General features: G+C 41.0%; 17 protein-coding genes and 1 other RNA gene. 16 read left to right on the top strand and 2 right to left on the bottom strand.

The features are described from left to right. Nucleotides 1–20: 20 nt before the first annotated feature. The 7 genes from FQ085_RS00295 to FQ085_RS00265 are packed head-to-tail and all read left to right on the top strand — an operon-like array spanning nt 21 to nt 4,945. A complete protein-coding gene (locus tag FQ085_RS00295) occupies nt 21–191 on the top strand; it encodes a YpmA family protein (protein WP_071154477.1) in 171 nt (56 codons plus the stop codon). 8 nt (nt 192–199) lie between these two features. Beyond that, entirely contained in the window at nt 200–676 is a 477-nt protein-coding gene (locus tag FQ085_RS00290) for a cell wall elongation regulator TseB-like domain-containing protein (protein WP_058385065.1), read from the top strand. 5 nt (nt 677–681) lie between these two features. Next, nucleotides 682–1,881: a pyridoxal phosphate-dependent aminotransferase gene (locus FQ085_RS00285; RefSeq protein WP_316833592.1), complete on the top strand. Its 1,200-nt coding sequence runs from the start codon at nt 682–684 to the stop codon at nt 1,879–1,881. 31 nt (nt 1,882–1,912) lie between these two features. Further along, nucleotides 1,913–3,208, top strand: a complete 1,296-nt coding sequence (gene asnS, locus FQ085_RS00280) for an asparagine--tRNA ligase (protein WP_058385066.1) — start codon at nt 1,913–1,915, stop codon at nt 3,206–3,208. 29 nt (nt 3,209–3,237) lie between these two features. Then, a complete protein-coding gene (locus FQ085_RS00275) occupies nt 3,238–3,939 on the top strand; it encodes a DnaD domain-containing protein (RefSeq protein ID WP_071154476.1) in 702 nt (233 codons plus the stop codon). A 12-nt stretch (nt 3,940–3,951) separates the two neighbouring features. After that, a complete protein-coding gene (gene nth, locus FQ085_RS00270; RefSeq protein WP_149455689.1) occupies nt 3,952–4,632 on the top strand; it encodes an endonuclease III in 681 nt (226 codons plus the stop codon). Next, nucleotides 4,607–4,945, top strand: coding sequence for a YpoC family protein (locus FQ085_RS00265; RefSeq protein WP_149455688.1), 339 nt, complete (start codon nt 4,607–4,609; stop codon nt 4,943–4,945). Before nth ends, FQ085_RS00265 begins: the two co-directional genes overlap by 26 nt. A gap of 38 nt (nt 4,946–4,983) precedes the next feature. Here the strand turns inward: FQ085_RS00265 and FQ085_RS00260 are convergent, their stop codons facing one another. Then, nucleotides 4,984–7,656: a penicillin-binding protein 1A gene (locus FQ085_RS00260; RefSeq protein WP_149455687.1), complete on the bottom strand. Its 2,673-nt coding sequence runs from the start codon at nt 7,654–7,656 to the stop codon at nt 4,984–4,986. Between the two features lie 34 nt (nt 7,657–7,690). Then, on the bottom strand, nt 7,691–8,302 hold the full coding sequence (gene recU / locus FQ085_RS00255) for a Holliday junction resolvase RecU (RefSeq protein ID WP_058385071.1): 612 nt from the start codon (nt 8,300–8,302) through the stop codon (nt 7,691–7,693). A 324-nt stretch (nt 8,303–8,626) separates the two neighbouring features. Between recU and FQ085_RS00250 the strand changes: the two genes are divergently transcribed. From FQ085_RS00250 to FQ085_RS00210, 9 genes are all read left to right on the top strand, one after another. Further along, nucleotides 8,627–8,995 carry a YppE family protein gene (locus FQ085_RS00250; protein ID WP_058385072.1) on the top strand — a complete coding sequence of 123 codons (369 nt, stop codon included), beginning with the start codon at nt 8,627–8,629 and terminating at the stop codon, nt 8,993–8,995. Next, nucleotides 8,988–11,258 carry a DEAD/DEAH box helicase gene (locus tag FQ085_RS00245; protein ID WP_149455686.1) on the top strand — a complete coding sequence of 757 codons (2,271 nt, stop codon included), beginning with the start codon at nt 8,988–8,990 and terminating at the stop codon, nt 11,256–11,258. The genes FQ085_RS00250 and FQ085_RS00245 overlap by 8 nt, the downstream gene beginning before the upstream one ends. 6 nt (nt 11,259–11,264) lie before the next feature. Next, entirely contained in the window at nt 11,265–12,512 is a 1,248-nt protein-coding gene (locus tag FQ085_RS00240) for a ribonuclease H-like domain-containing protein (RefSeq protein WP_058385074.1), read from the top strand. 65 nt (nt 12,513–12,577) lie between these two features. Then, nucleotides 12,578–12,871, top strand: a complete 294-nt coding sequence (gene gpsB / locus FQ085_RS00235; protein ID WP_058385075.1) for a cell division regulator GpsB — start codon at nt 12,578–12,580, stop codon at nt 12,869–12,871. Between the two features lie 48 nt (nt 12,872–12,919). Then, nucleotides 12,920–13,299, top strand: an RNA gene (gene rnpB / locus FQ085_RS00230) — RNase P RNA component class B. Nucleotides 13,300–13,551: 252 nt separating this feature from the next. Then, the gene (locus tag FQ085_RS00225) at nt 13,552–14,685 is read left to right on the top strand and encodes a THUMP domain-containing class I SAM-dependent RNA methyltransferase (protein WP_071154471.1); all 1,134 of its coding nucleotides are present in this window, start codon (nt 13,552–13,554) and stop codon (nt 14,683–14,685) included. Nucleotides 14,686–14,738: 53 nt separating this feature from the next. Then, nucleotides 14,739–16,646, top strand: a complete 1,908-nt coding sequence (locus FQ085_RS00220; protein WP_058385077.1) for an ATP-dependent DNA helicase — start codon at nt 14,739–14,741, stop codon at nt 16,644–16,646. Between the two features lie 53 nt (nt 16,647–16,699). After that, nucleotides 16,700–18,205, top strand: a complete 1,506-nt coding sequence (locus FQ085_RS00215; protein ID WP_058385078.1) for a carboxypeptidase M32 — start codon at nt 16,700–16,702, stop codon at nt 18,203–18,205. A 178-nt stretch (nt 18,206–18,383) separates the two neighbouring features. After that, a complete protein-coding gene (locus FQ085_RS00210) occupies nt 18,384–19,142 on the top strand; it encodes an SDR family NAD(P)-dependent oxidoreductase (RefSeq protein WP_149455685.1) in 759 nt (252 codons plus the stop codon). Nucleotides 19,143–19,174: the final 32 nt, after the last annotated feature.

Below are 19,174 nucleotides of genomic sequence, written 5' to 3'. Positions count from 1 at the left end.
ATGAAAGGATGGGCGCAAACATGGAATCAAAAATTGAAGTAATCTCCACAGTGGAACTTACGTATCAAGCAGATTTATATAAAGTGGTAGACGCCTTGAACCGAACGTTAAAAGACAGGAACTTAATGTTCGGACTAGCGCTCGACAAAGAAAATAATGACAAAGCAATTTTTACAATATATAAAACATAGGTGATTACATGAGACAATGGATTACATTCATACTCGGTTTTCTTTCTTTTTTGGCAGTTGCCATCATCATTCTTGTTTTATTTCTCGGCAATAAGCCGTATTCAGAAACAGAGCAACTAGCCATTGATCGCGCAAAAAGCGAGCAATTGATTGAAGATGTGGAGCGTGCTTACGTCTATACGAATACTGAAGCATCCGTCACCGTACTTGGCACAAACAGTAAGGGTGAATTAACCGCTGTATTTGTTCCAAAAGACGGAGGTAAAATGCAGGCAGCTCTTCTTAAAGACGAAATTACTGCTCAGCAAGCACGTGAAATTGTCGTGGATGAAATGGCTGTCAAAAAAATATTGCACACTAAGCTAGGAATGGAAAAAGATGGACCGGTATGGGAAGTTGCTTTTTTAGATGAAAAAGACAGTTTAAACTATGTCTATTTGTCAGCAAGTGATGGGACTTGGTGGAAACGCATATTGAATTTGTGAAAGGGCTGAAAAAATTGATCAACTTAGCGAATCGTGTACAAACGTTAACACCTTCAACAACTTTGGCAATTACTGCAAAAGCAAATGAATTAAAAGCACAAGGAGTCGATGTCATTGGACTTGGCGCCGGCGAACCGGATTACAATACACCCGCAAATATTCTTGAAGCTGCTTATCAGTCTATGCTAGCTGGAAAAACAAAATACACGCCAGCAGGCGGACTTCCGGCGCTTAAAGAAGCCATCATCCATAAATTGCAAAGAGATCAAGGGTTGAGCTACTGTCAAAAAGAAGTGATGGTTGGCATTGGTGCAAAGCACGTGCTTTATACATTGTTTCAAGTTCTGCTGAACAAAGGCGATGAAGTGATTATTCCGATTCCGTATTGGGTTAGCTATCCTGAGCAAGTCAAGTTGGCACAGGGCGTTCCGGTGTACATAGAGGCGACAGCTAGTCAGGAATACAAAATTTCACCACAGCAGTTACGAGAAGCGATCACAGAACGGACAAAGGCGATCATACTTAATACACCAAGCAATCCGACAGGAATGATTTATTCTAAAGAAGAATTAACAGCGTTAGCGGAAGTTTGCCGTGAATTTGATATTTTAATCGTTTCAGATGAAATCTATGAAAAATTAGTTTACGGAGATATCGTTCACATATCTATCGCGACTCTTTCAGAAGATGCAAAAAATCGCACCGTAGTAATCAACGGCGTATCGAAATCGCATTCGATGACGGGATGGCGAATCGGTTATGCAGCGGGTGACGCTAAATTGATCAAAGCAATGACAGATTTGGCGAGTCATTCTACATCAAACCCAGTAACAACTTCGCAATATGCGGCCATTGAAGCTTATAATGGACCACAAGATGCAGTAGAGGAAATGCGCCAGGCTTTTGAAGGGCGTTTAAATGCGATTTATCCGAAACTACAGGCAATTCCAGGGTTTACAGTATTGCGACCTCAAGGTGCTTTTTATCTGTTGCCAGACGTTTCAGAAGCGGCTAAAAAAACGGGCTATTCGTCAGTTGATGATTTTGTAACGGCGTTATTGACAGAAGCGAACGTGGCGGTTATTCCAGGATCTGGATTTGGCGCGCATGCAACGATTCGCTTGTCCTACGCCACGTCACTCGAAACTTTGACAGAAGCGGTAGAGCGGATTCATCATTTCGTAACATCAAAATGGAAAGACTAAGACAACATTATTCTTTGGAGGCTATTGCTGGATGAAAAAAATTACGATTGCCGAAATGGCTAAATATAACGGACAAACAGTTAAATTAGGAGCTTGGATCGCTAACAAACGTTCAAGTGGTAAAATTGCATTTTTACAGTTGCGTGACGGATCAGGATTCGTACAAGGCGTGGTTGTAAAAGCTGAAGTAGGCGATGAGCTATTTGCTACAGCGAAAGCGTTGACGCAAGAAACGTCTGTTTATGTTACTGGTGAAGTAAAAGAAGATACGCGCTCTGCCTTTGGTTATGAGCTAGCTGTTACAGACGTTGAAGTTATCCATGAAGCGAAAGATTTCCCGATTACACCAAAAGAACATGGTACAGAATTTTTAATGGATAACCGTCATTTGTGGTTGCGTTCACGTAGACAGCACGCAATTATGAAAATCCGCAACGAAATTATTCGTGCGACCTATGAATTTTTTAATGACAATGGCTTTGTCAAAGTAGATCCCCCAATTTTGACTGGCTCATCTCCAGAAGGAACGTCTGAATTATTTGCTACTAAATATTTTGACGAAGATGCGTATTTATCGCAGTCTGGCCAGTTGTATATGGAAGCAGCAGCGATGGCACTTGGAAAAGTATTCTCGTTTGGACCAACTTTCAGGGCAGAAAAATCGAAGACGCGTCGTCACTTAATCGAATTTTGGATGATCGAACCGGAAATGGCATTTATAGAGCATGCAGAGAGCCTTGAAGTACAAGAGCAATATGTTTCTCATATCGTACAAGCGGTATTGACCAACTGCAAATTGGAATTGGAGCGTCTTGAAAGAGACGTATCGAAACTTGAAAAAATAAAAGCACCATTCCCGCGCGTTTCTTACGACGATGCGATTAAATGGCTAAATGATAATGGCTTTGATGACATCAAATGGGGCGAAGATTTTGGAGCGCCACATGAAACGGCGTTAGCAGAAAGCTATGATATGCCAATATTTATCACGCATTACCCAATCGGCATTAAGCCATTCTACATGCAGCCGCATCCAGAACGTGATGATGTAGTGTTATGTGCAGATATGATTGCGCCAGAAGGCTATGGAGAAATTATTGGAGGATCAGAACGGATCCATGACTACGAGCTAATGAAGCAACGGATTAAAGAGCATAATTTAGATGAAGAAGCTTATGCTTGGTATTTGGATTTAAGCAAATACGGAGCGGTTCCGCATTCTGGATTTGGCTTAGGTCTTGAACGGACAGTAGCTTGGATTAGCGGCGTTGAACACATTAGAGAATCTATTCCGTTCCCTCGTCTTCTAAACCGGTTATACCCATAAAATCGAATAAACAGAAAGGTGGTTGGGATATGAAACAACCTAATCGACTACAAACGTGGATTGAGCAGGGGAATGTTACCATTTCCCAGCTTTTTTTTCAGTTTTATAAAGAACTGAAGATTACAGATGAAGAAGCTATGTTGCTTATGCATATACAAGCATTTCAGCAACTTGGAAACCCATTTCCAACACCAGATGAAATCGGTGCGCGCATGATGACTTCTCAAAAAAGTGTAACGACGATGCTACAAAAATTGATGCAACAAGGCTATTTAGCCATTCAACAAACGACGGAAAGCGATGTGTTAACAGAAGTCATTTCGTTGCAGCCTTTATGGGATCGGTTACTAGATTGTGTCTATAAAGAACAGCATGAAATCAAAGAAAATACGCAAAAAGAGCTAGAAGGAGAAATTTTCCAACTGTTTGAACAAGAATTTGGTCGTTTCTTATCACCGATGGAAATTGAAACCATCTCTATGTGGATGGATCATGATGGTCATACACCAGACGTAATCCGTATGGCGCTAAAAGAAGCGGTTATTTCACAAAAAATCAGTTTGCGTTATGTCGACCGTATTTTGTTCGAGTGGAAAAAGAAAAATATCAAAACTTCTTCTCAAGTTACGAAGCACGCAAGTTCTTTCAGGGAGAAAAATATCCGGATTCAGCCGACAGAGAACGTTGTGAAAAAAGTTCAGTTTTACAATTGGCTGGAAGACCGCAGTTAGAAGGTGAAGTAGATGATGTCAAAAAAAGAATGGCTAGCCTGTCTAGAAGAAATGGACCTTATGTTTCCAGAGGCACATTGTGAATTGGTGCACCGCAATCCTTTTGATTTATTGATTGCGACACTGTTATCTGCACAATGTACAGACAAGCTAGTAAACCGTGTGACTGCTACTTTATTTCAGAAATACCACGTACCAAAAGATTATGTTTCGGTTTCTTTGGAGGAACTGCAACAAGATATTCGTTCAATTGGGTTGTTTCGCAATAAAGCTAAAAATATACAAGCACTTAGTGAAATTTTGATCGCCGATTATGATAGCATTGTACCGGCTGATCGAGACCTGCTGATGACACTTCCAGGAGTCGGACGGAAAACAGCAAACGTCGTTGTTTCTGTAGCGTTTGGTATTCCAGCTTTAGCAGTAGATACGCACGTTGAACGGGTTGCCAAACGCCTGGGATTAAACCGTTGGAAAGACAATCCGCTTCAGGTAGAAGAAACCATTATGAAAAAAACACCTGCAGACGATTGGTCTAAAACACATCATCAAATTATTTTCTTTGGTCGGTATCACTGCAAATCACAAAATCCAGGATGTCCTATTTGTCCACTTTTTGACCGTTGCCGTGAAGGCCAAAAACGCCAAAAAAAAGGACTTGTTAAACGTGAAATCGTCACAGAAATTAACTAAAGAGCAGCTGGAACCGTATTTTTTGGAATGGCTCCGAATCACGACGGAACTGGCCAATTTGCATGAGCAGCGCAGTAAGCAGACTAAGGTCACCATCCAAGAAGGTCTTGAATTGTATCAGCGTCTACTATCTCACTGTCGCGATGCCTTACAGGATGATGGGTTTGAGCCGTTAAACGGTTTGGAACGCCTGAACTTTATCAAGACGTCTTCTAGAACGTATGCGGCTTATCGTCAATTGGATGAACTGTTTACTGAACTGAAGAAGATATTGGCAAGAAAACGGATTGAACTAAAACGCTTGAATGACTAAAACAACCCCCCCTCAAATGCATTTGAGGGGGGGTTGTTTTAGTTGGAGTCGTCTTTATCTTTATCTTTATCTTTATCTTGGTCTTTATTATTGTCATTGCCATTAGTAGCATTGTTGTTTTCACTATTATTGGCAGCCGGTTTTTCGCTTTCTTCTTCTTCAGTCGGATCTTCTGGAACATCAATTGGATCTTCTTCAACGGCTGGTTCCTCTTCCTCGACTGGTTCTTCTTCAGCGGGTTCTTCCTCGACTGGTTCTTCTTCGACCGGTTCTTCTTCAACCGGTTCTTCCTCAACTGGCTCTTCTTCAACCGGTTCTTCGACTGGCTCTTCTTCAGGTTCTTCAGGTGCAGCAGCAACTTCAACTACAGTCGATGCAGGATCGCTTCGTTGCGTGCTGTTAACGGCTACAACGCTAAAGGTATAGCTTTTCCCTTCTTCAAGGCCATTAAATGTATAAGACTGGCTTGATGAGGTGCTAAGAACTGAGCGAGAACCATCAACTTCAACGGACACTTCAAATGATACATCGTCATCTCCGTAATTCCAAGACAGTTCAGCTGATTGATCTTTGACTTTAGCGCGTAATCGAGTGGGGGTATCTAAATCTTCCACGACATAGCGTTGTGATACTGAATTTGGTTCCGTACCACGTGCAAACAGTTCAGAACTTCTTAAGTTATACGGTGTAAAAGCACTGGCCAATTTTAATGGATCCGAGCCTATTTCAACGACTTGTTCTGTAACCGAATCCGGCTGTTCAAAACGAGCTGTTTCAGGTGATGAAATTTGTGACATTACATTTTTGAATAAACGTTGAGATAATAGTCGTTCATTTGATGCGGTATCGATAGGTGTTTTCTTTGAAGGATAGCCGCTCCAAACAGAAATGGAGTAGTCTGTCGTATAGCCTGCAAACCAAACATCTGGTGCCGAACTAGAGTCTAAACCGTACTCTCCAAGTTCTTTAGCAGAATAGTTAGTTGTTCCAGTTTTACCGGCCATGTCCAGACCGTTAATCGCCACTTCTTTACCGGTAGAGCCCGGCACATTCAAATCGACAACATCTCTAAGCATATCCGTTACCATGTATGCAGTACTGTCTTTCATGGCTTGTACCGGTTCGGGTGCAACGACTTGTTCGGTTGAGCCGTCACGGAATACAATTTTCTTAATCGTATGAGGCTTAATAAAAGAACCATCATTACCAAAGGCAGCAAACGCTCCTGCCATTTCTACTGTTGAAAATTCAGCTGAACCCAGTGCAGAAGACTCAAAAATATTATCCATTTCAAGTCCTACATTTTTCATGAATTTTCCAGCATCTTCTGTTCCAACTTCTTGTAACGTTTTAATAGCAGGGATATTACGCGAACGGTAAAGTGCTTCGCGGATAGTCATAGTTCCAAGAAATTGACCATCAACATTGCGGATTTCTTGACCATCTTCATAAGAAGAAGGTTCATCTACAATTGTTTGGCCAGTAGACCAGTCCAAGTATTCGATAGCAGGACCGTAATCCAATACTGGTTTAATAGTAGATCCGACTTGACGGTCTTTCGCAATCGCGAAATTATGTCGCACATCGCCTGAGTATTCACGTGCTGCGCCGACCGCGCTGATACCACCTGTTTTGGTATCTACGACCGTCATAGCAGATTGAACTTTATCATCGAAAAACAAATCAGATGCCATTGTTTCGTTTACTTTAGTTTGAACGTAAGGTTCTAAAGTGGTGTAAATTGTCAATCCATCACCAAGTGAATAATCGCCTTCTAATGCTTCGAGTTCATCCTCGACCATTTCCATAAAGGCCGTATATTCAGTGTTTGCCGTTTGAGGCTGGCGTTGATCTTCAGGGACCAATGAGTCTGCCAGAACTGCCGTTTGAGCTTGTTCTTTTTCTTCTGTGGTAATTTTCCCGTGCTGTTCCATTAGGCTTAAAACGACATTCCGTCGTTCTTCAGCACGTTCAGGATTTTTGAATGGGTTGTAACCATTCGGACTTTGCGGCATTCCTGCAAGTAACGCAGATTCAGCAAGTGTTAACTCGTTAAGGGGTTTGCCGTAAAACGTTTCAGCAGCTGTGCCAAAACCGTAAATATTACCAGACATCAGAATTTTGTTGAAATACATCTCAAATATCTCTTCTTTTTCATATTCTTGCTCTAGTTTATAAGCAAGATATGCTTCTTGTGCTTTTCGTTTCAAGGTTTTGTCATTCGTTAAAAAAGAGTTTTTAATAACTTGTTGAGTGATGGTACTAGCTCCCTGTGAGCCGAAACCACCAGTGATGTTGGCGATGACTGCACCACCCAGGCGAATGACATCAATTCCCGAATGTTTATAGAAGCGATTGTCTTCAGTTGCTAAAATAGCAGCTTCCATCGTTTTTGGAATGTCTTCATAATTGACATATTCACGGTTTTCAGCAGTAATATAAGGGATTTCTGTTTCGCCATCGGCTGCATAGAATGTCGGGCTAATAGGATCACGCAATAATTCTTCATCAAGTTCAGGTGCGCTGCTTGCGTAGAACGCAAAGAGAGAGGCGCCGAACACAAGTCCTGCTAATCCTATGACAACGATCGCCAGTAGAATACGTTTTATCCATGTTATTGCGGGAGATTTCTTTTTCTTTTTGTTATTGGTCTTTTTTTGGCGTTCGATTGCTTTTCGGCGTTCTTCACGCGAAATTTGTTTATCACTCAAAATCGGTTCCTCACTTTCATATAAGTAGTACTAGTTAGAATTTTTTTAGAAGAGGCAAATAATTAATGCGTGGAAATGCTCCAGGTATTATTTCAAATGAAGTTTCTTCTATTTCCTGCAAAGTAACCGATTTTCTTCCACCTGTGATCATCCGATTCCAAAAAAATTCAAGTTCTTTAAAAGGCATGATAAAATATCGTTGCCAAGAAGAAAATCGGATGATCATAAATGCAGTTCCATCTTGTTTAACGACTTGAGACATGTGATGAATTTGATGATCATGAATATTCTTCAACGGGAAAGAAGTTTTGTTTTCGGTTTCTTTTGCTTCAAAGTCAATATATCGTCCATTCCAAACGCCATTGTAATCTGTCGTAGACGGAGCTTGGAAATAAGCTTCTCGAATGACAGCGGCACTTCTGGATGGATATTCTACTTTGACAATCTGAAGCGGTACTGGTTTTTTATGGATGACCGCTAACCCCAGCTGAAGATAATAATCATTGGTTTCATTTAATTCATCTTCTAATGTTTTACCACGGTTACTAAAGGAAAAATCTTTTTTCTTTTTGGGGGTCCCGGTTTCTTTAGCAGCTGAATTTTTTGACGGAACAAATTTTTTTCCGTTCGGGTAATTGATTGCCATTGTGATACACCTCGCTTACTCTATCATATCACAAGCGTTTAGACGACTGATATGATGAAAGGTTTCACCAAGTCGAAATCTACCACTTCAGGTTATGTGAAGCAGTAAAGAGACGCGAAGAATAGGATTAAGCGAATGACGCCAAAGTGAAAATTCCAGAAATGGATTCGCAAAAAAGCAACAAGTGAAAACAAATGGTTAACTTATTCTATTCTATCAATACCAGATTTTTTGACTGGATTCAACAGGAAAGAATGTCTGTTCGATAAAAGTCGTGTCGTTTCAGTGAATATGATAAACTAATGGCAATGGAGGGATTGCAAAATGACAGTTAGAGAACTCTCTTCTACATTATTTGATGAATGTGGAAAATGCCTAGACCGCTTTTATGAAATGCGTGAGATGGATGCGGTTCCTGATTTTTACGAAGACGTTAAACCCTATGCCGATTTCTGGCACGGAAAAATAAATGAGTGGCAAAAAGAATCGTTGCTATATATTCAGCAGGAGCGACCAAAATATGTTCATAAGCCTCAAATTGATACAGCGGCAGAAGGCATGACACAGTTTTTCGTTCAAAGCTTTTATAAAGAAACAAGTAAGAAACGCTTTATCCAAACCATTCAAGCGGCACAGTATACGCTGCAGACTTTTATATTAGCCATTGACGAAAAGAGCACTAAACATGATTAAGCGAAAAACGTTACCTGTCTTAATGGAAGAGTGGAAAACACAACCGGACATGATGGAACGTATTGTCCATTGGCATACGAGACAAGAAAAACCAGCTCGATATGCCGACTTTCCACTGGAGATGCACGCTAGCTTGAAAGCGGCTCTTCGGAAGAAAGGCATTGAGCAATTGTATACGCATCAGCGACAAGCATTCGATTTGGCGACGGCAGGCAAGTCGTTTACGGCTGTTACCCCGACAGCTTCAGGCAAGTCTTATTGTTATCATTTGCCGGTGCTGCATAAAATTTTAAATGATCCGGGTGCGCGAGCGTTGTACTTGTTTCCAACAAAAGCATTAGCGCAGGATCAGAAAAGCGATTTGCATGATTTAATTGAGAAAACAGAAGAAGCGATTTTGTCCTATACGTACGATGGAGACACTTCACCAGCGATTCGAACAAAGGTCCGAAAAGCCGGGCAAATCGTGATGACGAACCCAGACATGCTGCATTCCGCTATTTTGCCGCATCACACAAAATGGGTATCACTTTTTGAAAACCTTCATTATATAGTGATTGATGAACTGCACACGTACAAAGGCATTTTTGGGACACATGTAGCACATGTTATTCGGAGGCTAAAACGGATCTGTGAGTTTTATGGCAGCAATCCGGTTTTTATTTGTACATCTGCTACAATTGCCAACCCAAAAGAGCTAGCGGAAAATTTGACGAACAGTTCACATGAGCTGATTGACCAAAACGGTGCACCTTCTGGAAAAAAACATATTGTTTTTTATAACCCGCCGATTATCCACCCAACTTTTGGTGTCCGCAGAAGTGCCATACTAGAAGTACGAGATCTAGCTACTCATTTGATCAAAAATGGCATTCAAACCATTGTCTTTGCGAAAAGTCGTGTACGTGTAGAGATGCTGGTTACTTATTTACAAGCCGTGACCAAAATGAAACTGCAAGATGATTCAATCAAAGGTTACCGGGGGGGCTATTTGCCGACAGAGCGGCGGGCGATTGAAAAAGGATTGCGTGACGGATCCATTCAATGTGTCGTGTCTACTAATGCATTGGAACTTGGCGTGGATATTGGTCAGTTGCAAGCGTGTATCATGACAGGCTATCCGGGCAATATTGCTAGTGCGTGGCAACAAGCGGGACGAGCGGGACGTCGTCAAGATGAGTCGCTCGTTATTTATGTCGCACAGTCGACTGCACTTGATCAATACATCATTAATCATCCAGAATATTTACTCGATCAGTCACCAGAAGAAGCGCGTATCCATCCAGAAAATATGATTATCTTAATGGATCATTTAAAATGCGCTTCTTTTGAATTGCCATTTCGAATCGACGACCAGTACGGAGAATTTGAAGTTCAAGAGCTGCTCGAATATTTGCAGGAAGAAGGTGTACTCTTCCGTACATCAAATCGTTGGCACTGGATGAGTGATCGTTTCCCAGCGCACGATATATCGCTGCGCTCTGCTTCACAGGAAAATGTCGTCATCATCGATCAGTCTGTTCCTGCAGATACACGTGTAATTGGAGAAATGGACCGTTTTAGTGCGATGACATTATTGCACGAAGAAGCCATTTATCTGCATCAAGGTACTCAATTTCAAGTAGAAATTTTAGACTGGGAAGAAAAGAAAGCCTATGTCAGAGAAGTCGACGTCGATTATTTCACAGATGCCAATTTAGCAGTAGAGTTAAAAGTGATGAGTGAAGATAAAGACAAGGAAATGAACGGTTCAGAAGTGTTTTATGGGGATATTGCGGTACTTGCAATGCCAACGATTTTTAAAAAGATCCGTTTTGATTCGCATGATAACATTGGTTCTGGACCAATTTCCTTGCCGCCAGAAGAACTTCACACGTCGTCAACGTGGTTGAGTTTTGCGAAACCCGAAGACTTCACAGAAGCAGAGTTATCGGACACAATGACCGGAGCAGCCTATGCGATCGAGTCATTTATTCCTATATTCGTTCAATGCGACCGCCGCGATGTCCATGTTGTGCCCCAAGTAAAGTCACCACATAACGATAGACCGTCTTTTTTTATACACGATTCTTATCCGGGTGGTATTGGGATCAGTGAACGAATTTACGATCTGTGGCAGCCGTTGCTTGATAAAGCCCAGCAACATGTCTCAGAATGTCCATGTCTTGACGGATGTCCATCGTGCATCGGTGCACAAGATGCAGCCGTCAGTATGAAAGGCCATGTGATTCGACTGTTGAATGAGCTTCGCAAAGAGAGGTGAAGACAAATGTCGTTTGAAAACAAACTTCTCCAAATGAAAGGCATGCTAAAAAAGAAGCCTGTAAAAAAACAGACGGATAAAGCAGCAGAACGGCCGCTCAATGAAGATAAGTGGAATGGAATTGGACTAGAACTTGTAGAAAACAAATTTGGATTTGTCTTTCGTAAGAAGATTATTTATCCGTTTGACACCAAGCACGGTTCAGTAATTTTGAATGAACTTGAGCTCGTCTTAAAGGCATGGGAGAATACAGATTTTGATCATCCTTTTAAGTTGAGCAAACAGGATCCGCTTGTCTTTTTTGATACAGAAACGACAGGCCTTAGTGGGACCGGTGCTTATATTTTTTTAATTGGTTTGTTAGTTAAGCGCAGTGATCATTTTGAAATGATGCAATACATTATGCCAGATCCTTCCCACGAAGCGGCGTTTCTCTATGAAACAGGGTTGTGGAAAACGGATGATCCGATTATCTTTTCCTATAACGGCAAAAGCTTTGATTGGCCGCAGCTGACGTCTCGTTGGACCATGCACAGACAAATTTTGCCGAAGTTGCCGGTGCCACGTCAAATTGATTTGTTTCACGGTACAAAACGAATCTGGAAAAATGAACTGGCCCGCATGAAGCTGAGCACGATTGAAGAAGAAAAACTGGGCTTTACTCGACAAGGCGATGTGCCTGGCTATTTAATTCCGGCTATTTACTTGGATGCCGTCAAAAGTGGATTTCCGGACGGTTTAGCAAAAGTTCTTTATCATAATGAATTGGATATTTTATCGCTGGTGTCGTTATATGTTGTGTCTTCTAATTTATTAATGGAAGATTTGGAGTCGGAAACAAGTGGCGCTTATACAAATATTGGTAAATGGTATGCGGACTTAAAGCAATTTGATCAAAGTGCCGCATACCTCGAGCATGTCACCGCTGAAAGAGGGGCATCTACAGCTTTAGCCCGTTATCTTCTAGCAATACAGAAAAAACGAGCGGGTCAGTACGAAGAGGCGGTCCAACTTTTTAAAGAAGCAGCACCTCATTTGCGTGGCAGTATCGAAGTAGAAGCGTGGATTCATACGGCAAAACTGTATGAACATCAATTACGCGATTTAGAGCAGGCCATCATCATGGCAGGATTTGCAAAACAAGCAAGTGAACATACGCATGTGCGACAATCACTCGTTATGGATATTGTCAAAAGACAGTCACGTTTAGAAGAGAAAAAGAGAAAAAAGAATCCAAAAAATGAAGAAGACTGAGCACGAAAAAACTACCTTATGCTATACTTAGCATAAGGTAGTTTTTTTATGGAAGGGCGATTAAAATGGAAAATAAATTTACGTCTAAGGACATACTAGAAAAAGATTTTAAAACAGCTATGCGTGGCTACAATCAAGACGAAGTCGATCATTTCTTGGATGAAGTCATTCAGGACTATGAAGCTTTCTCAAAACGAATCGAACAACTTCAAAATGAAAACAAACGTTTACGGACGGAATTGGAAAATACTCCAAGAAAACAAGCGACACCGGCACCAGGGACTACAAATTTTGATATTCTACGACGCTTGTCTCATCTAGAAAATCATGTATTTGGCAACAAATTAGACAATAACTAAAACAATTGTTTTATTGTGCTGAGTAGCGTATACTTAGTAAGCCATTTGAAATTCTGGCAATCGCTCTAGCGTTTTCGCTGGAGAGGAAAGTCCATGCTCGCACGGTTCTGAGATGACCGTAGTGATCGCGCTCAGTGAAACAATAAGCTGAGGCAGCTAGCAATAGCTGACGGCGGGTAGAACGCCTAAGTCTTCGGATACGGCCTAAATACCCTGAAGGTGCCACAGTGACGGAGCTGTATAAGAAATTATACAGGTGGAACGAGGTAAACCCCGTGAGCGAGAAACCCAAATTATGGTAGGGGCACTTTTCTGAAGGAAATGAACTGATGAAGAGGCAGACGTAAGTTTGCAGATAGATGGTTGCTGTCCACTAGTACGAGGTGCAAACCGCTTGAGTACGTGGAAACAAAACATGGCTTATAGAATTTCACATGGTCTTAAAATGCTTATTAAAGGCTCTCCTGTCAGGGGAGCCTTTCTTCATATTATGAGATGAATGCTTAGTAGAAATTTATAGATTTTCTGCTGTTTAATTTGATGCCTATCGAAAGGCGCTTATTATTAAATGGTATGACATAGTACAATTTAAGATTTTACAAACACTGTATAAATCGATAACGCTGTAATGGTAAACAAAACAAACACTGAAATAGTGAACAACTGGAGAGGGAGTCATTATGACAACATTTAAATTGCTCGCAACAGCTGCAATGGGCCTTGAGTCTATCGTAGCTAACGAAGTAAAAGAATTAGGCTATGAAACAGAAACCGAGAACGGCAAAGTATTTTTTGAAGGAAATGAGCGAGATATCGCCAAAACCAATTTATGGTTGCGTACGGCTGACCGTGTGAAAATTATTGCCGGTGAATTTAATGCTTACACGTTTGATGAGTTGTTTGAACGCACAAAAGAAATCGAGTGGGAGAAATTTCTGCCACTCGATGCTGAATTTCCAGTTCAAGGGAAATCAGTAAAATCTACTTTGCACAGTGTGCCAAACTGTCAGTCAATCGTTAAAAAAGCAATTGTTGAGCGCTTGAAAAAAGCTTATCATCACAATTCATTTTTAGATGAAACAGGGCCTCGTTTTAAAATTGAAGTATCGATTTTAAAAGATAAAGTTCAATTATCGATTGATACGAGCGGAGCTGGTTTGCATAAACGCGGCTATCGTTTAGATCAAGGTGAAGCGCCTCTAAAAGAAACATTGGCTGCAGCACTTGTGAAATTGTCAAGATGGACGCCTGATCGTCCTTTCGTAGATCCATTTTGTGGTTCAGGTACGATTGCTATTGAAGCAGCGATGATTGGTCAAAATCTAGCGCCTGGTTACAACCGTGACTTTGATAGCGAAGAATGGCCATGGATTGGACAAGAAATTTGGGATGAAGTCCGTGCAGAAGCAGAAGAGTTGGCAAATTATGATCAACCCTTGAACATTACAGGGACAGATATCGATCACCGCATGCTGACAATTGCAGAAGAAAATGCTCGCGAAGCTGGATTTGCAGACTTGATTCACTTTGAACAGCGACAGGTCAAAGACTTTGTTGCAACAGAAGAAAATGGCGTTGTTGTAGGGAATCCACCGTACGGAGAGCGTATTGGTGAAATTGAAATTATTGAAGAAATGATTGCAGACATGGGACGTGTCTTTGCAAAACACACAACTTGGTCTGTTTATATGCTGTCATCGATGGGGCGTTTTGAAACACTTTACGGACAACCTGCAACGAAAAAACGTAAATTATTTAATGGATTTATCCGTACGGATCTTTTCCAATTTTGGGGAGAACGTTCTAAAAAATAAATGAGACGAAACGGAAGGGCATCGGCTCTTCCGTTTCTCTGTGAGGAGAGTTTATGAGACAACCACTACCATTCCCTTTAACTAAGGATAAAACGTTCTTTGAATCACTCAATGACTGGATTGGCGATATATTTTATGACATACTGCCTGAAAAAGGATACGATTTGCGTGATGAGCAAGTTTTTATGTCTTTCCAAATTGAACAAGCATTAAAAGAAAAATCAGTGCTGTTTGCAGAAGCAGGAGTTGGTACAGGTAAAACGATGGCTTATTTATTGCCAGCCATCGCCTACGCACGTTATACGGGCAAACCTGCACTTATTTCATGTGCAGATGAGACGTTAATCGAGCAATTGGTGAAAAAAGGCGGAGACGTTGATCGTTTAAATGATCTATTTGACTTGAATCTCGATGTCCGGTTAGCAAAATCACGTGATCAGTATTTATGTTTGCAGCGTTTAGAAGGTGCAAAAAAGCGTAGCGATGCTGATTTTCTTTATGACATCGAAGACAGTTTGCCAGAATTCGTTAATAAGACGTTTTCTATGCAAAATACCTATCCGTACGGAGAACGCTCAAGTTACCCAGAAGTGACGGATGAAGAATGGCAGCAAGTAAATTACCATCCGGTTCAAAACTGTAATGCGTGCGATATGCGCAATAAATGCGGGCAGACCATCCACCGCAATCATTACCGGCAGGCAACAGATTTGGTCATTTGTTCACATGATTTCTTAATGGAGCATATTTGGACAAAAGAAGCACGTAAACGCGAAGGACAGACGCCACTGCTTCCTGAATTCTCTCAAATTGTTTTAGATGAGGGTCATTTATTGGAATTCTCCGCGCAGCGTGCACTGACTTATGAAGTGCAAGAAAGCACTCTTCAAGACGTGACAGAAAGTATTCTTTCTGATGGAATGCGTGAAAAAACCTTGAACATGATTGAGCAAACAATCGATCTTCACAATGAATTTTTCCGTTTGCTACGCATTCACACAGTAAAAAGTGATGAAGACCGCAAAGCGATTACCAAAGATCCAGAACTAGTCAAAGTCGGGAACATGCTCGTTCGCCACATTGATTTAATGATGGAGGAATTCGTTTTTGAAGGAGAATTGTTTACAATTCCTGAATATGAACTGCGCTTAGCAGAAGAGTATTTTGAACAATATACGTTCTCGATGCGTTTGTTTGTAGAAGAAGGTGATGCTGTAACGTGGTTAGAAATAAAAGACGAGATCGAGACATTGATTATTATGCCGCGTCTTGTTACTGATATTTTGGACGAAAAATTGTTTGATGGAAAAACCCCAATTGTTTTTTCTTCCGCTACATTATCGATTCAAAAAGATTTTACTTATCTGTCAGATAGTCTCGGCATCGACAAATTCCAATCGTTTTCAGTATCGTCTCCATTTGATTACGAGGATGTTATGAAAATCTTTAAACATCCACTAGAGCAGCAACAGAAGTTTGAGCGTGTCTATGATTTATTTAGTACAGGAGACCAAACATTGGTATTGTTTACATCAAAATTCGATATGGACAATTTCAAAAAATCTCTGCCTTTAGATCATCACTATACAATCGAATTTGAAGGCGATCGTGAACTGTCGACGGTCGTTAAAGAATTCCAAGATGGCAAATTCCAAGTGTTGTGTTCCTATCATCTCTGGGAAGGACTCGACCTACCGGGTGAAGCATTAACGAAAGTGATTATGGTCGATTTGCCGTTCCCACCAAAAGACCCTGTTTTTGATGCAAAACGCAAATTCAGCCACAATCCGTTAGAAGAAATCGATTTACCTTTCATGCAGCTTCGTCTTCAACAAGGCATTGGTCGTTTGATCCGAACGTCTAAAGATCATGGCGAAATTCATTTACTGTTAAACGAAGATGAACTGCGTGTCGAACATTTATGGGAAACAATTTTGCCAGTTCCGGCTCAAAACTTTTAAGTTAGCAGTTTTCTTATGATACACTTATTTCAACAACCATTGGAGGGATTTGTTTGTCACTTGAAAAGCAGTTTACTGAACATTTTAGTAAGATAAAAGGCTACGAAGAAGCTATTGCGTTATTGCACTGGGATATGCGGACAGGTGCGCCCAAAAAAGGAACAAAGCTACGTTCTGAAAGCATTGGCACGTTATCAGCAGCCGCTTTTAGCCTATCGACTTCAGATGAATTCGGTGAGTTATTGTCTCTTTTGGAAGCAGAACAAGCAACATTAGATCCATTTATCCGTCGTTCAGTAGAAGAAGCGCGGAAAGAATTTGATTTAAGCAAAAAAATTCCTCCCGAGGAATACAAGAAATTTGTTGTATTAAAATCTGAAGCAGAATCGGTATGGGAAACAGCTAAGTCGGATTCGGATTTTTCGTTGTTTCTTCCCTATTTAGAAGAACTAGTTAGTACAACAAAAAAAATGATCGGTTACTGGGGAGAGAAAAACGGCAGTCCTTACAATACGCTACTCGATCAATACGAACCTGGTATGACGACTGAAATTCTAGATGAAGTGTTCGGCAAACTTCGTGAACGCATTGTGCCATTGCTGCAAAAAATTGCAGCCTCATCGAATAAACCGGAAACGGCGTTTTTATACGACTATTTTCCAAAACAAGCACAACAAGATTTTAGCCGTCAAATGCTCGAGCAGTTAGGCTATGATTTTGAAGCCGGTCGACTGGATGAGACGGTGCATCCATTTATGACTTCTATTAATCGCCAAGATATCCGGGTGACGACGAAGTATGACGAAAATGATTTCCGAACAGCTGTGTTCGGTACAATTCACGAAGGAGGCCACGCAATGTACGAGCAAAATCTCGGAGAAGCATTGGCAAGTCTTCCTATTGAAACTGGTGCATCTATGGGCATGCACGAATCACAGTCGTTGTTTTGCGAAAACTTTATCGGACGAAATGAATATTTTTGGCAGCAAAACTTTAATTTATTGAAAGAATATGCGCCAGACCAATTTAGCAAGGTTAATCTGACCGACTATGTTCGTGCAATCAATGAATCCAAACCGTCATTAATTCGCATTGAAGCAGACGAATTGTCATACGCACTGCATATTATGGTGCGTTACGAACTTGAAAAAGGCTTGTTTAATGGAGACCTTCAAGTAAGTGATTTGCCAGAACTGTGGAATGATAAATACGAAGAATATTTAGGTGTACGACCTACGAATGATGCAGAAGGCGTGTTGCAAGACGTTCACTGGGCGGGAGGAAGCTTTGGTTACTTCCCTTCTTATGCACTAGGGTATATGTATGCAGCACAGTTTAAAAACGCCATGCTAAAAGACTTGCCAAACTACGATGAATTATTGGCGCAGCAAAACATTGAGCCCATTCGTGAATGGCTAACTCGTCATATCCATCGTCATGGTGCCTTTAAAAAGCCAATGGATATTTTAAAAGACGTTACAGGGGAAGGCTTAAATGCAGATTATTTAGCGGAATACCTTGAAGAAAAATATTCAAAAATTTATCAACTCACTATGTAATCATCAACCGCCGCGAATTTTCGTGGCGGTTTTTGCTTTTTTTAATCATGATGACTGGCAATGCCTTCAATGTTTTTCTGCTCCACTGCTGATTGAAGTGGTTTGAAAACGCCAATTTCATATAGAACAGGACAAATAGCGAATGTTTTGATTATAATGAGAGCGGAGGCGATAAGCGATGTTAAAATCATTCAGTTTAGAAGGTAAGACAGCCGTTGTTACAGGTGCTGGTAAAGGAATCGGAAAAGCGATTGCCGTGGCACTTGCAGAAGCAGGCGCGAACGTCATGTTGGTCGCCCGGACAGCAACAGATTTGCAAAACACGCAGCAGGAGATTGGCAACGATCGTACGGCTTATACGATTGCTGATATTACAAAACGTACTGAGATTCAAGCGGCAGTTGAAAAAACAGTGCAGCAATTTGGAGCAATCGACGTTTTAGTGAATAATGCCGGAATGAATATCCGTTCTTCATTGTCTGATGCAACGGATGAGGAATGGCATAAAATCATGGATACTAACGCACAAAGTGTCTTTATGTTTTCACAAGAAGCTGTTAAAAAAATGAACAGCGGCAGTTCAATCATTAATATTAGCTCAGTCGGAGGCGACCGTGCTTTGAAGACTGGCGTTATATATGCAGCTTCAAAAGCTGCCATTATTCAGATGACCAAAGTCATGGCGATGGAATGGGGACCTCAAAATATTCGTGTCAACGCGATCGGACCTTGGTATTTTAAAACGCCGTTAACAGAAAAAATTCTAAGTGATCCTGAATACTTGGATTCCATCCTAGCAGTAACACCAATGAAACGTGTTGGAGAATTACCAGAAGTAGCGTCGCCAGTAGTATTTTTGGCTTCAGACGCAGCAAGTTATATTACTGGACAAACGCTTTTTGTCGATGGTGGCATGTCTATCCACGGATTTTCATAAGAAAACCAACAGCTTGTAGACAAAAGAATATT

Origin of the sequence: Planococcus sp. ANT_H30 (genome assembly GCF_008369335.1) — a bacterium.
Classification (GTDB): domain Bacteria; phylum Bacillota; class Bacilli; order Bacillales_A; family Planococcaceae; genus Planococcus; species Planococcus kocurii.
Note: the sequence above shows the minus strand (reverse complement) of the source record. Positions and strands in the feature narration are given on the sequence as shown.

What these genes read in the sequence shown, in the direction of transcription:
- FQ085_RS00295 (WP_071154477.1), top strand. Translation starts at nt 21, where the DNA reads ATGGAATCAAAAATTGAAGTAATCTCCACAGTGGAACTTACGTATCAA.
- FQ085_RS00290 (WP_058385065.1), top strand. Translation starts at nt 200, where the DNA reads ATGAGACAATGGATTACATTCATACTCGGTTTTCTTTCTTTTTTGGCA.
- asnS (WP_058385066.1), top strand. Translation starts at nt 1,913, where the DNA reads ATGAAAAAAATTACGATTGCCGAAATGGCTAAATATAACGGACAAACA.
- FQ085_RS00275 (WP_071154476.1), top strand. Translation starts at nt 3,238, where the DNA reads ATGAAACAACCTAATCGACTACAAACGTGGATTGAGCAGGGGAATGTT.
- nth (WP_149455689.1), top strand. Translation starts at nt 3,952, where the DNA reads ATGATGTCAAAAAAAGAATGGCTAGCCTGTCTAGAAGAAATGGACCTT.
- recU (WP_058385071.1), bottom strand. Translation starts at nt 8,302, where the DNA reads ATGGCAATCAATTACCCGAACGGAAAAAAATTTGTTCCGTCAAAAAAT.
- FQ085_RS00250 (WP_058385072.1), top strand. Translation starts at nt 8,627, where the DNA reads ATGACAGTTAGAGAACTCTCTTCTACATTATTTGATGAATGTGGAAAA.
- FQ085_RS00245 (WP_149455686.1), top strand. Translation starts at nt 8,988, where the DNA reads ATGATTAAGCGAAAAACGTTACCTGTCTTAATGGAAGAGTGGAAAACA.
- FQ085_RS00240 (WP_058385074.1), top strand. Translation starts at nt 11,265, where the DNA reads ATGTCGTTTGAAAACAAACTTCTCCAAATGAAAGGCATGCTAAAAAAG.
- gpsB (WP_058385075.1), top strand. Translation starts at nt 12,578, where the DNA reads ATGGAAAATAAATTTACGTCTAAGGACATACTAGAAAAAGATTTTAAA.
- FQ085_RS00225 (WP_071154471.1), top strand. Translation starts at nt 13,552, where the DNA reads ATGACAACATTTAAATTGCTCGCAACAGCTGCAATGGGCCTTGAGTCT.
- FQ085_RS00220 (WP_058385077.1), top strand. Translation starts at nt 14,739, where the DNA reads ATGAGACAACCACTACCATTCCCTTTAACTAAGGATAAAACGTTCTTT.
- FQ085_RS00210 (WP_149455685.1), top strand. Translation starts at nt 18,384, where the DNA reads ATGTTAAAATCATTCAGTTTAGAAGGTAAGACAGCCGTTGTTACAGGT.